We start from the raw sequence: 12392 nt of genomic DNA on the forward strand, positions 1-12392 counted from the left end.
GACGGGGCGTCGGTGACGTGTCGGAGATCAGGCCCCGATGGCGTGCAGACCGCCGTCCACGTGGATGATCTCGCCGGTGGTCTTGGGGAACCAGTCGCTCAGCAGCGCGACCACGCCGCGTCCGGCCGGCTCGGGGTCCTTGAGGTCCCACTCCAGCGGGGAGCGGTTGTCCCAGACGGAGGCCAGTTCGCTGAAGCCGGGGATGGACTTGGCGGCCATGGAGCCGAGCGGGCCGGCCGAGACCAGGTTGCAGCGGATGTTCTGCTTGCCGAGGTCACGGGCCATGTAGCGGCTGGTGGCCTCCAGGGCGGCCTTGGCCGGGCCCATCCAGTCGTACTGCGGCCAGGCGAACTGCGCGTCGAAGGTGAGGCCGACGACCGAGCCGCCGTTCTGCATCAGCGGCAGGCAGGCCATGGTCAGCGACTTCAGGGAGTACGCCGAGACGTGCATGGCCGTGGCGACCGACTCGAACGGCGTGTTCAGGAAGTTGCCGCCGAGGGCGTCCTGCGGGGCGAAGCCGATGGAGTGCACGACACCGTCGAGGCCGCCGAGCTCCTCGCCGACGATGTCGGCCAGGCGCCCGAGGTGCTCGTCGTTGGTCACGTCGAGCTCGATGACCTTGACGGGCTTGGGGAGCTTCTTGGCGATGCGCTCGGTCAGCGTGGGCCGCGGGTAGGCGGTCAGGATGACCTCGGCGCCCTGCTCCTGGGCCAGCTTGGCGGCGTGGAAGGCGATGGAGGCCTCCGTCAGCACACCGGTGATCAGGATGCGCTTGCCTTCGAGAATTCCGCTCATGGTGATCAGTGACCCATTCCCAGTCCGCCGTCAACGGGGATGACGGCTCCAGTGATGTACGAGGCGTCGTCCGAGGCGAGGAACCGCACCGTCGCGGCGATCTCCTCCGGCTGCGCGTACCGGCCGAGCGGCACCTGCTTCAGGATGCCGTCGCGCTGCTCGTCGGAGAGCGCCGCGGTCATGTCGGTCTCGACGAAGCCGGGCGCGACGACGTTGAAGGTGATGTTGCGCGAGCCCAGCTCACGGGCGAGGGAGCGCGCGAAGCCGACGAGGCCGGCCTTGGACGCCGCGTAGTTGGCCTGCCCCGCGGAGCCGAGCAGCCCGACGACCGACGAGATCAGCACGACGCGGCCCTTCTTGGCCCGCAGCATCCCGCGGTTGGCGCGCTTGACGACCCGGAAGGTGCCGGTGAGGTTGGTCTCGAGGACCGAGGTGAAGTCCTCCTCGGACATGCGCATCAGGAGCTGGTCCTTGGTGACGCCGGCGTTGGCGACCAGGACCTCGACGGGACCGTGGGCCTCCTCGACCTCCTTGTAGGCCTGCTCCACCTGCTCGGCGTCGGTGATGTCGCACTTGACGGCCAGGCAGCCCAGTTCCGTCAGGGCCGCGGGCGGCTCACCCGAGCGGTACGTGATGGCGACCTTGTCGCCGGTATCGGCGAAAGCACGGGCGATGGCGAGGCCGATGCCCCGGTTGCCTCCGGTGACGAGAACCGAGCGGCTCAACGGATCACCCTTTCGGTAGCGGTCTGATACCCCGCCCGGGCGCCTGGACGACAGGCGGCGATGACAGGCGGCTTCCTCGAAAACCTATCGGTCCCGGCACGCCCGCGGACAATCGGGCAGCGACAGTGGCGTTGCGGACTCACTGTCGGGTCCCTACAGAAAGCCACTCACCGGGATCCGGAAACTCATGGCCGGCGCGCTGGATGGACGACATGATCGGAGCAGCCACCGAGCACGGCGACCACGCTCACCTCGACAGAAAGAGACGGCGGTGCCTCATACCATCGACGAGGCCTTCACGGCCCTTCCCCTACGCGCCCTCGCCGACGCGGCCCTCGCACGCGCGCGTGCGCTGGGCGCCGAGCACGCGGACTTCCGGTTCGAGCGGGTGCGAGGCGCCTCCTGGCGATTCCGGGACGCCAGGCCCGCCGGGTCGTCGGACACCACCGACCTCGGGTACGCGGTGCGGGTGGTGCACGGCGGGACGTGGGGGTTCGCGTCGGGCGTGGACCTGACCATGGACGCGGCCGCGAAGGTCGCCTCCCAGGCGGTGGCGATGGCCAAGCTGTCCGCCCAGGTGATCAGGGCGGCCGGATCGGACGAGAGGGTCGAGCTGGCCGACGAGCCGGTGCACGCGGAGAAGACGTGGGTCTCGTCGTACGAGATCGATCCGTTCACCGTGCCCGACGAGGAGAAGGCCGGGCTGATCGCTCAGTGGAGCGCGCGACTGCTCGCGGCCGACGGGGTGGATCATGTCGACGCCTCGCTGCTCACCGTCCACGAGAACAAGTTCTACGCCGACACCGCCGGGACCGTGACCACGCAGCAGCGGGTGCGGCTGCACCCGGTGTTCAACGCCGTGTCGGTGGACGAGTCGAGCGGCGAGTTCGACTCGATGCGTACGCTCGCGCCGCCCGTGGGACGCGGCTGGGAGTACCTGCGGGGCACCGGCTGGGACTGGGAGAGCGAGCTGGAGCAGATCCCGGAGCTGCTCGCCGAGAAGATGCGGGCGCCGAGCGTCGAGGCGGGTCTGTACGACCTGGTCGTCGACCCGTCCAACCTGTGGCTGACCATCCACGAGTCCATCGGGCACGCCACCGAGCTGGACCGGGCCCTCGGTTACGAGGCCGCCTACGCCGGCACCTCCTTCGCCACGTTCGACCAGCTGGGCAAGCTGCGCTACGGCTCGGAGCTGATGAACGTCACCGGCGACCGCACCGCCGAGCACGGTCTCGCCACCATCGGCTACGACGACGAGGGCGTCGAAGGCCAGTCCTGGGACCTGGTCAGGAACGGCACGCTCGTCGGCTACCAGCTGGACCGGCGGATCGCGCGACTGACCGGCTTCGAGCGGTCCAACGGGTGCGCCTACGCCGACTCCCCCGGGCACGTGCCGGTGCAGCGCATGGCCAACGTGTCGTTGCGGCCGGACCCGGCGGGCATGTCGACCGAGGATCTGATCGGGGGTGTGGAGCGGGGCATCTACGTCGTCGGTGACCGGTCCTGGTCGATCGACATGCAGCGGTACAACTTCCAGTTCACCGGGCAGCGCTTCTACCGGATCGAGAACGGCCGCCTCGCCGGGCAGCTGCGGGACGTGGCCTACCAGGCGACGACCACCGATTTCTGGGGCTCCATGGCCGCGGTGGGCGGTCCGCAGACCTATGTCCTCGGCGGCGCCTTCAACTGCGGCAAGGCCCAGCCGGGCCAGGTGGCGTCCGTTTCCCACGGCTGCCCGTCGGCCCTGTTCAAGGGCGTCAACATCCTCAACACGACCCAGGAGGCCGGTCGATGAGCCCCCGTACCAGCAAGCCGCACGAGGTCGTCGAGCGCGCCCTCGAACTGTCCCGTGCGGACGGGTGCGTCGTCATCGCCGACGAGCAGTCCACCGCCAACCTGCGCTGGGCGGGCAACGCGCTGACCACGAACGGTGTCACGCGCGGGCGCACGCTCACTGTCGTCGCCACGGTCGACGGCAAGGAGGGCACGGCCTCGGGGGTGGTGTCCCGGTCCGCCGTGACCGCCGACGAGCTGGAGCCCCTGGTGCGGGCCGCCGAAGCGGCGGCGCACGGCGCCGGGCCCGCCGAGGACGCGCAGCCGCTGGTCACGGGCGTGGCGCCGTCGCCGGAGTTCACCGAGGCGCCGGTGGAGACCTCCTCCGCCGTCTTCGCCGACTTCGCCCCCGCGCTGGGCGAGGCCTTCGCACGCGCGCGTGCGGGCGGACGGGAACTGTACGGCTTCGCCAACCACGAGCTGGTGTCCTCCTACCTCGGCACGTCGACGGGGCTGCGGCTGCGGCACGACCAGCCGAACGGGACGCTGGAGCTGAACGCCAAGTCCCCCGACCGCACCAGGTCCGCGTGGACCGGGCGCTCCACACGGGACTTCAAGGACGTCGACCCGGCCGCCATGGACGCGGAGCTGGCGGTGCGTCTGGGGTGGGCCGAGCGGCGCGTCGAACTGCCCGCGGGGCGGTACGAGACGCTGCTGCCGCCGACGGCGGTGGCGGACCTGCTGATCTACCAGATGTGGTCGGCGTCGGGCCGGGACGCGGTGGAGGGCCGCACGGTGTTCTCCAAGCCGGGCGGCGGCACCCGGGTCGGCGAGAAGCTGACCGACCTGCCGCTCACCCTGCGCAGCGACCCGAACGAGCCCGGCCTGGAGTCGGCGCCCTTCGTGATCGCCCACTCCTCGGGTGGCGACCAGTCGGTGTTCGACAACGGGCTGCCGCTCACCTCGACCGACTGGATGCGCGAGGGCGGGCTGCGTCACCTGACGACCAGCCGGCACAGCGCGGGCCTGACCGGGCTGCCGGTGGCGCCCGGCATCGACAACCTGATCCTGGAGGGCGGCGAGGACCGCTCCCTGGACGAGATGGTCGCGAACACCGGGCGCGGACTGCTGCTGACCTGCCTGTGGTACATCCGCGAGGTCGACCCGGCGACGCTGCTGCTGACGGGCCTGACCCGGGACGGCGTCTACCTCGTCGAGAACGGCGAGGTGACGGGCGAGGTGAACAACTTCCGGTTCAACGAGTCGCCGGTCGGGGTGCTGGGCCGGGCCACGGAGGCGGGGCGGACCGAGAAGACGCTGCCCCGGGAATGGAGCGACTGGTTCACCAGGACGGCCATGCCCGCGCTGCGGGTCCCGGATTTCAATATGAGCTCGGTCAGCCAGGGCGTATAACCTCGTAGTCGGCTGTCACCCGACTGCCCGAAGATCATCGAGGAGACACGAGAACCGTGACGGACATCGTCGACGAGCTGAAGTGGCGCGGGCTGTTCGCCCTGTCCACTGACGAGGACGCTTTGCGCAAGGCGCTCGCGGACGGTCCCGTCACGTTCTATTGCGGCTTCGACCCGACGGCACCGTCACTGCACGTGGGCCACCTGGTGCAGGTGCTCACGGTGCGCCGGCTCCAGCAGGCCGGCCACCGGCCGCTTGCGCTGGTCGGCGGCGCCACGGGCCTGATCGGCGACCCGCGTCCGACCGCCGAGCGCACGCTCAACGACCCGGAGACGGTCACCGGCTGGGTCGCCAAGCTGCGCGCCCAGATCGAGCCGTTCCTGGCCTTCGAGGGCGAGAACGCGGCCGTGATGGTCAACAACCTCGACTGGACGGAGAACCTCTCCGCGATCGAGTTCCTGCGGGACATCGGCAAGCACTTCCGGGTCAACAAGATGCTGACCAAGGACTCCGTGGCCCGGCGCCTGGAGTCCTCCGAGGGCATCAGCTACACGGAGTTCAGCTACCAGCTCCTGCAGGGCATGGACTTCCTGCAGCTGTACCGGAGGTACGGCTGCACGCTCCAGCAGGGCGGCAGCGACCAGTGGGGCAACCTCACGGCGGGCCTGGACCTGATCCACCGGCTGGAGCCGGACGCCGCGGTGCACGCCCTGGCGACGCCGCTGATGACCAAGGCGGACGGCACCAAGTTCGGCAAGACCGAGGGCGGCGCCGTCTGGCTCGACCCGGAGATGACGACGCCGTACGCGTTCTACCAGTTCTGGCTGAACGTGGACGACCGGGACATCTCGAAGTACATGCGCATCCTGTCCTTCCGGTCCCGTGAGGAGCTGGAGGAACTGGAGAGGCAGACCGAGGAGCGTCCGCAGGCCCGTGCCGCGCAGCGTGCGCTGGCCGAGGAGCTGACGACGCTGGTGCACGGCGCCGACCAGACGGCCGCGGTGATCGCGGCGTCCAAGGCCCTGTTCGGGCAGGGTGAGCTGGCGGAGCTCGACGACAGGACGCTGGCCGCGGCGCTGTCGGAGGTGCCGCACATCCAGGTCGCCGAGCTCGGCCCGGTCGTGGACCTGTTCGCCGAGGTCGGCCTGGTCGCCAGCAAGTCGGCCGCGCGCCGCACGATCAAGGAGGGCGGCGCCTACGTGAACAACGTCAAGGTCGCCGGTGAGGACGCGGTCCCCGCCAAGGAGGACCTGTTGCACGGCCGCTGGCTGGTGCTGCGCCGGGGCAAGAAGAACCTGGCGGCGGTGGAGGTGACGGGCGGCTGAGCACGCACGGCGAAGGGGGCGGTCTTGCGGTACCGGGGCCGCCCCCTTCGCCGTGCGCCTCGTCACGCCCGGTATCTGGTTCCCCGGGCCGCCGTCCAGGCCCGGTCTCCGAGACCGACGAGGATGATCGCCATCACCAGTTGGAATACGTGCCGCCACCAGTCGATTCCCGCTGTGGCGTCGACACCGGCCGCCCGGGCGATGGCGTTGCCGGCGACGGCGCCGATCACGCCCAGGATGACGGTCAGCCACAGGGGAAGGTGCTGCTTGCCCGGGATGATCGCCTTGGCGATCAGACCGAGCACCAGTCCTACGACGATCGCCCACAACCAGCCCATCGCTGCCTCCTCGCACGGCTCGACGTGAGCACTACGCCCAGTGTCGGCCCCGGTGCCGTGCGCCGCATGCCGGGCCTGCCCCGGTCTCGTGGCCGACGTGGGCGCGGCGTAACGTGGAAGCTGTCCTGGTCAGGTTCCCCGGCCGGCCGGGGACGGCTACGGGGCGGGGAGAGTCCGATACGGGCGGATGGTGGGATGCGATGCGGAAGCAGCATGGCGGGCATGTCCAGGTTTTCCGGATCACCGGCGCCCGGGCGGGACTCCAGGAGGACGTACGCGGACGGCAGCGCCGGTACGTGATCTCGATGACGATCCGCACGATCTCCGTGATCCTCGCGGCCACCCTGTGGAACGTCGAACGGCACGTCGCCATCGTGGCGTTGGTGCTCGGGCTGGTGCTGCCGTACATCGCGGTGGTGATCGCCAACGCGGGGCGCGAGAACGCGCCGTCTCTGCCCTCGACGTTCGTGGTGCCTCCGGTGCGGCCGATGATCGCTCCGCCGGGGCCGGACGACGCCCGGTCGGAAACCGTCGCGGAAGACGCCGCGTCGGGGACCGTGCGGGGGGCACCGAGCGAGTCGCAGGAGCGGTAGGGCAGCCGAGAGGCTGATCAACACCGGAAGTCAGCTTCCCGCCAAGCTCAAGAAAAGCTCAGATCAATCATGTTGTTCAGGTGCCGGGGCCGGGGTTACCCGTGACATACTTCGTAGGCGCTCCGCATCCCCCGTCGGAGCGACGGACCGACGCCGGGCAGCTCCCCCCGTGGCTGCTCGGCGTCGCCTTTTCTGTGTGCAGTGGTGAGACGAACCTGTGAGTGACGAGACGCCCGTCTGTTCCGCGAAGGGCTGCCGTGTCGATGCGGTATGGGTGCTTGCGTGGAACAACCCGAAGATCCATACGCCGGAGCGGCGCAAGACATGGCTGGCCTGTGAGGAGCATCGCGAGCATCTGTCGCAGTTCCTCGGGGTGCGGGGGTTCTTGAAGGACGTTGTCCTCTTGAAGGAGTGGGAAGAGAGCGACGGATGAGGTCGCCCTGTCGTCTGCGGGCCGTCTGTGGCCGGTCGCGCAGTTCCCCGCGCCCCTTGAGGGCGGTGCCCTAGCCCCCGATTGCCGACATCGGCCGGTCCGGCTGTACGAAACTCGGGTCGTCCAGGCCGGCGCCTGCCTTCTTGCCCCACATCGCCAGGCGCCAGATACGGGCGATCTCCTCGTCCGGGGCGCCGGAGCGGAGGGCGGCGCGCAGGTCGGTCTCCTCCTGGGCGAAGAGGCAGGTGCGGATCTGCCCGTCGGCCGTGAGGCGGGTGCGGTCGCAGGCCGCGCAGAAGGGGCGGGTGACGGAGGCGATGACCCCCACCACGTGCGGGCCGCCGTCGACCAGCCAGCGCTCCGCCGGGGCCGAGCCGCGCTTCTCCTCGCCCTCGGGGGTCAGCTCGAAGCGCGTGCGCAGGGAGGCCAGGATGTCGCCCGCCGTGATCATGCCGTCGCGCTTCCAGCCGTGCTGGGCGTCCAGCGGCATCTGCTCGATGAAGCGCAGCTCGTAGTCGTGCTCCACGGCCCAGGCGAGGAGCTCGGGGGCCTCGTCGTCGTTGAGGCCCGGCATCAGGACCGAGTTCACCTTGACCGGGGTCAGGCCCGCGTCCCGCGCGGCGTGCAGACCCTCGATGACGTCCTTGTGGCGGTCGCGGCGGGTGAGGGTCTTGAAGACGTCCGGGCGGAGGGTGTCGAGGGAGACGTTGACCCGGTCCAGACCGGCCGCCTTCAGGGCCGCCGCCGTGCGCCCCAGGCCGATGCCGTTGGTCGTGAGGGACATCTGGGGACGCGGCTCCAGCGCCGCGACGCGCTCGACGATGCCGGCCAGGCCGGGGCGCAGCAGGGGCTCGCCGCCGGTGAAACGGACCTCCTCGACACCGAGGGACGTGACCGCGATGCCGATCAGGCGAACGATCTCGTCGTCGGTGAGCAGGTCCGGCTTGGCCAGCCACTGCAGACCCTCCTCGGGCATGCAGTACGTACAGCGCAGGTTGCACCGGTCGGTCAGCGAGACCCTCAGATCGGTGGCCACTCGGCCGTAGGTGTCGATGAGCACGTGGCCCCCTCCCTCGACGCGGATCGTGCCCGGAGCACGTTTCTCCGACACCTGCGAGCCTACGTGACCCCGGTGACAACGCCACAGACCCGATCCCACGACGCGGACGCGGCCGCGCCGCAGGGGACCTGGAGGCCCCCGCGGCGCGGCCGCCTGCGAGGGGTCGCGCTCAGTGGGCGCCGGTGCCGGTCAGGGACCGGACCTCCAGCTCCGCGTACTTCTTGGTGTCGGGCTCCTCCTTGGACAGGACCGTGCCGAGCCAGCCCATGAGGAAGCCGAACGGAATGGAGATGATGCCCGGGTTCTTCAGCGGGAACCAGGCGAAGTCGGCCTCGGGGAACATCGCCTTGGGGTCGCCGGAGACGACCGGCGAGAACAGCACCAGGCCGACGGCGACGATCAGACCGCCGTAGATCGACCACAGCGCGCCCTGGGTGGTGAAGCGCTTCCAGAACAGGCTGTAGAGGATCGTCGGCAGGTTGGCGGAGGCCGCGACCGCGAAGGCGAGCGCGACCAGGCCGGCCACGTTCAGATCGCGGGCGAGAGCGCCGAGGCCGATGGAGACGATGCCGATGAAGACGGTCGCCCAGCGGGCCGCGCGGACCTCCTCGGCACCGGACGCCTTCCCCTTGCGGATGACGTTGGCGTAGATGTCGTGCGCGAAGGACGACGACGAGGCGAGGGTGAGTCCGGCGACGACGGCGAGGATGGTCGCGAAGGCCACCGCCGAGATCGTGGCGAGCAGGATCGCGCCCCAGGTCGAGTCGACGCCGCCGAGGTGCAGGGCGAGCAGGGGCGCCGCGGTGTTGCCGGACGGGTTGGAGGCGATGATCTCTTCCTGCGAGATGAGCGCGGCGGCGCCGAAGCCGAGCGCGATGGTCATCAGGTAGAAGCCGCCGATGATGCCGATCGCCCAGTTCACGGACTTCCGGGCGGCCTTGGCGTCGGGCACCGTGTAGAAGCGGATCAGGATGTGCGGCAGGCCCGCCGTGCCGAGCACCAGGGCGATGCCGAGGGAGATGAAGTCCAGCTTGGAGGTGCCGGTCGCGCCGTACTGGAGGCCGGGCTCCAGGAAGGCGGCGCCCTTGCCGCTGTTCTCGGCGGCGGTGCCGAGCAGGTCGGAGATGTTGAAGTCGAACTTCAGCAGCACCAGGAAGGTGATCAGAAGGGTGCCGCCGATGAGCAGCACGGCCTTGACCATCTGGACCCAGGTGGTGCCCTTCATGCCGCCGATGGAGACGTACACGATCATCAGGACGCCGACGAGGGCGACGATGAGGATCTTGCCCGCGTCGGAGGTGATGCCGAGCAGCAGCGAGACGAGGACACCCGCGCCGGCCATCTGGGCCAGCAGGTAGAAGATCGACACCACGATCGTGGAGGTGCCGGCGGCGGTGCGGACCGGGCGCTGGCGCATGCGGTAGGCGAGGACGTCGCCCATGGTGTAGCGGCCGGAGTTGCGCAGCGGCTCGGCCACCAGCAGCAGGGCGACCAGCCAGGCGACCAGGAAGCCGATCGAGTACAGGAAGCCGTCGTAGCCGAAGATGGCGATGGCGCCCGCGATGCCGAGGAACGAGGCCGCGGACATGTAGTCACCGGAGACGGCGAGGCCGTTCTGGAAGGCGCTGAACTGGCGTCCTCCGGCGTAGAAGTCGGCGGCGTCCTTGGTCTGGCGGCCGGCCCAGACGGTGATGCCGAGGGTCGCGAGGACGAACAGCGCGAACAGGGTGATGATCAGCGGCCGGTGCTCGCTGGCCTCGTTCGCGGCGAGGACTGTCTGCTGTACGGGGCTCATGCGCCGCCCTCCATCCGGGACTTGATGGCCTCGGCCTTGGGGTCGAGCTTCGCGGCGGCGTGCCGCGAGTACCACCAGGCGATGAGGAACGTGGTGACGAACTGGGCGACGCCGAGGACGAAGGCGACGTTGATGTTGCCGAACAGCTTGGTGCCCATGAAGCCGCCCGCGTAGTTGGACAGCAGGACGTACAGCAGGTACCAGGCGATGAAGGCGACGGTCAGCGGGAAGGCGAAGGAACGGTGGGAGCGGCGCAGTTCACCGAACTCCGCGCTCTGCTGCACCTCGGTGAACTCCTCGGGGGAAGGGAGTTTGTGTTGCTCTTTCGAGGGGGGCGGTGCGTCGGTGGCCACGTCAGTCTCCTCGCAATGACGACAAGCGGTTGGTACGGGGCGGGGGCGTGTGTCCTCGCGCTCCCTGTTCAACGTCACGGCGGCACACGGGGAGCGGTTCAACCGCCGGGCTTTCTTTCGGAAGTCGTTTCGGCAAACCGTTGCTGGCCAGCGAGAGAGCGGGATAGCTTCACCCTGCACCACCCCGTCATGTACCTGCCCGAGCACCACCTGTGCCTCGGGCCGGTTTCGTTTCCGGATGATGTGGAGACCCCATGTCCCAGCCGCGTTCCAGACGCCGCCTCGCTCTCGCCGTTCCCGTCGTGCTGTCGCTGACGGCCTCGCTTGGCTTCCTGCCGGCCGCCGCGTCGGCGTCCCCGCACGTGGAGTCGGCCGTGCGGTCGGCGGACGCGCCGAAGCTGGCGTACGTCGTCAACACCAAGGTGGACGGGCACACGATCGCGTCGGTGCAGAAGGCGATCGGGAAGGCCGGCGGCTCGGTCGTGGCCACCTACGAGCGGATCGGCGTGATCGTCGTCCACTCCTCGGACGCCGGCTTCGCCGCGTCCATACGCAAGGTGCGCGGGGTCCAGTCGGCGGGTGCGACGCGGACCGCGCCGCTGACCGCGGCGGGGACGAAGGAGGAGGGGGCGGCGCAGTACCTGACGGACGCCCAGGCGCGGCGGGCCGAGGCGGCCTCGGCGAAGACGCCCGAGAGCGAGCCCCTCGAGGCGGACCAGTGGGATCTGCGGGCGATCGGCGCCGACCGGGCCGCGAAGATCAACCCGGGCAGCCGCAAGGTGACCGTCGCCGTGATCGACACCGGCGTGGACGACACCCACCCCGACATCGCACCGAACTTCTCGGCGTCCCAGTCCGCCAACTGCGCCGGCGGCAAGGCCGACACCAGTGAGGGCGCCTGGCGGCCGTACACGGCCGGGGACTACCACGGCACGCATGTCGCAGGGTCGATCGCCGCCGCCCGCAACGGCACCGGCGTGGCGGGCGTCGCTCCCGGCGTGCAGGTGTCCAGCATCAACGTGACCGACCGGGCCAGCGGCCTCTTCTACCCGGAGAACGTCGTGTGCGCGTTCGTGTTCGCCGCCGACCACGGCGTCGAGATCACGAACAACAGCTACTACGTCGACCCGTGGCTCTACAACTGCATGGACGACCCGGACCAGCGGGCCATCGTCGACGCGGTCAACCGGGCGCAGCTGTACGCGCAGAAGAAGGGCACGCTCAACGTCGCGGCGGCGGGCAACTCCAACCACGACCTGGACGCGGACGCGATCGTCGACGACTCCAGCCCGAACGACACCACGCCGGCCGAGCGCACCATCGACCCGCACGAGTGCTTCGACATTCCGACCCAGCTGCCGGGTGTCGTGACCGTCAGCGCGACCGGCGTCAACAACGTCAAGTCGTACTACTCGACGTACGGCAAGGGCGTCGTGGACGTCGCCGCGCCGGGCGGTGACCGCCGCTACCAGCTCCCGGACACGCCCTCCAAGGACGGCCGCATCCTGTCCACGATGCCGAACGGCGAGTACGGCTTCCTGCAGGGCACCTCGATGGCCTCGCCGCACGCCTCCGGTGTCGCCGCGCTGCTGAAGTCCAAGCACCCCTGGGCGTCCCCGGCCCAGCTGCAGGCGATGCTGAAGGCGCAGGCCGACCGGACCGCCTGCCCCACGTCCTACGACCAGGACGGCGACGGCAAGCAGGACGCGGTGTGCGAGGGCGGCGAGCGCGTCAACGGTTTCTACGGCTACGGCATCGTCAACGCGCTGCGCGCGGTCAAGTGACCCGG

At 70.0% G+C, this 12392-nt stretch carries 12 protein-coding genes; 6 read left to right on the forward strand and 6 right to left on the reverse strand.

Features of this window, described 5'->3' with window-relative positions; all coding sequences use genetic code 11:
- Window positions 1-27 precede the first annotated feature (27 nt).
- Window positions 28-795, reverse strand: a complete 768-nt coding sequence (fabI, locus tag IE212_RS24560; RefSeq protein WP_190200106.1) for an enoyl-ACP reductase FabI — start codon at window positions 793-795, stop codon at window positions 28-30.
- Window positions 796-800: 5 nt separating this feature from the next.
- Window positions 801-1520, reverse strand: coding sequence for a 3-oxoacyl-[acyl-carrier-protein] reductase (gene fabG / locus IE212_RS24565; protein WP_190200107.1), 720 nt, complete (start codon window positions 1518-1520; stop codon window positions 801-803).
- A 271-nt stretch (window positions 1521-1791) separates the two neighbouring features.
- Between fabG and IE212_RS24570 the strand changes: the two genes are divergently transcribed.
- From IE212_RS24570 to tyrS, 3 genes are read left to right on the forward strand one after another with little or no spacing between them, the layout of a single operon-like run.
- Window positions 1792-3315: a TldD/PmbA family protein gene (locus IE212_RS24570; protein ID WP_190200108.1), complete on the forward strand. Its 1524-nt coding sequence runs from the start codon at window positions 1792-1794 to the stop codon at window positions 3313-3315.
- A complete protein-coding gene (locus tag IE212_RS24575) occupies window positions 3312-4706 on the forward strand; it encodes a metallopeptidase TldD-related protein (RefSeq protein ID WP_190200109.1) in 1395 nt (464 codons plus the stop codon). The genes IE212_RS24570 and IE212_RS24575 overlap by 4 nt, the downstream gene beginning before the upstream one ends.
- A gap of 56 nt (window positions 4707-4762) precedes the next feature.
- A complete protein-coding gene (gene tyrS / locus IE212_RS24580) occupies window positions 4763-6031 on the forward strand; it encodes a tyrosine--tRNA ligase (RefSeq protein WP_190200110.1) in 1269 nt (422 codons plus the stop codon).
- Window positions 6032-6093: 62 nt separating this feature from the next.
- Here tyrS and IE212_RS24585 read toward each other — a convergent pair whose 3' ends face one another.
- The gene (locus IE212_RS24585; RefSeq protein WP_190200111.1) at window positions 6094-6369 is read right to left on the reverse strand and encodes a GlsB/YeaQ/YmgE family stress response membrane protein; all 276 of its coding nucleotides are present in this window, start codon (window positions 6367-6369) and stop codon (window positions 6094-6096) included.
- A gap of 200 nt (window positions 6370-6569) precedes the next feature.
- On the opposite strand from IE212_RS24585, the gene IE212_RS24590 reads away from it, so the two are divergent.
- Window positions 6570-6962: a DUF3099 domain-containing protein gene (locus IE212_RS24590; protein ID WP_190200112.1), complete on the forward strand. Its 393-nt coding sequence runs from the start codon at window positions 6570-6572 to the stop codon at window positions 6960-6962.
- 217 nt (window positions 6963-7179) lie between these two features.
- Window positions 7180-7395 (forward strand): hypothetical protein, encoded by a 216-nt coding sequence (locus tag IE212_RS24595; protein WP_190200113.1) that lies wholly within the window; start codon window positions 7180-7182, stop codon window positions 7393-7395.
- A gap of 70 nt (window positions 7396-7465) precedes the next feature.
- On the opposite strand, the gene moaA is transcribed toward IE212_RS24595, so the two are convergent.
- The 3 genes from moaA to IE212_RS24610 form a co-directional block, all read right to left on the reverse strand.
- Window positions 7466-8455, reverse strand: coding sequence for a GTP 3',8-cyclase MoaA (moaA, locus tag IE212_RS24600; RefSeq protein ID WP_190200114.1), 990 nt, complete (start codon window positions 8453-8455; stop codon window positions 7466-7468).
- A gap of 169 nt (window positions 8456-8624) precedes the next feature.
- Window positions 8625-10250 carry a monocarboxylic acid transporter gene (locus tag IE212_RS24605; protein WP_190200115.1) on the reverse strand — a complete coding sequence of 542 codons (1626 nt, stop codon included), beginning with the start codon at window positions 10248-10250 and terminating at the stop codon, window positions 8625-8627.
- Complete coding sequence (locus tag IE212_RS24610; RefSeq protein ID WP_190200116.1) at window positions 10247-10603, reverse strand: DUF485 domain-containing protein; 357 nt, start codon at window positions 10601-10603, stop codon at window positions 10247-10249. The genes IE212_RS24605 and IE212_RS24610 overlap by 4 nt, the downstream gene beginning before the upstream one ends.
- Before the next feature lie 254 nt (window positions 10604-10857).
- Here IE212_RS24610 and IE212_RS24615 point away from each other — a divergent pair, with 254 nt between their 5' ends.
- Complete coding sequence (locus IE212_RS24615; protein WP_190200117.1) at window positions 10858-12387, forward strand: S8 family peptidase; 1530 nt, start codon at window positions 10858-10860, stop codon at window positions 12385-12387.
- Window positions 12388-12392 lie beyond the last annotated feature (5 nt).

Origin of the sequence: Streptomyces djakartensis (assembly GCF_014651075.1) — a bacterium.
Classification (GTDB): domain Bacteria; phylum Actinomycetota; class Actinomycetes; order Streptomycetales; family Streptomycetaceae; genus Streptomyces; species Streptomyces djakartensis.

Bases quoted from the DNA above. Each gene is read 5' to 3' on its own strand.
- IE212_RS24615 (WP_190200117.1), top strand. From the start codon at position 10,858: ATGTCCCAGCCGCGTTCCAGACGCCGCCTCGCTCTCGCCGTTCCCGTC.
- IE212_RS24590 (WP_190200112.1), top strand. From the start codon at position 6,570: ATGCGGAAGCAGCATGGCGGGCATGTCCAGGTTTTCCGGATCACCGGC.
- IE212_RS24585 (WP_190200111.1), bottom strand. From the start codon at position 6,369: ATGGGCTGGTTGTGGGCGATCGTCGTAGGACTGGTGCTCGGTCTGATC.
- IE212_RS24605 (WP_190200115.1), bottom strand. From the start codon at position 10,250: ATGAGCCCCGTACAGCAGACAGTCCTCGCCGCGAACGAGGCCAGCGAG.
- IE212_RS24575 (WP_190200109.1), top strand. From the start codon at position 3,312: ATGAGCCCCCGTACCAGCAAGCCGCACGAGGTCGTCGAGCGCGCCCTC.
- fabI (WP_190200106.1), bottom strand. From the start codon at position 795: ATGAGCGGAATTCTCGAAGGCAAGCGCATCCTGATCACCGGTGTGCTG.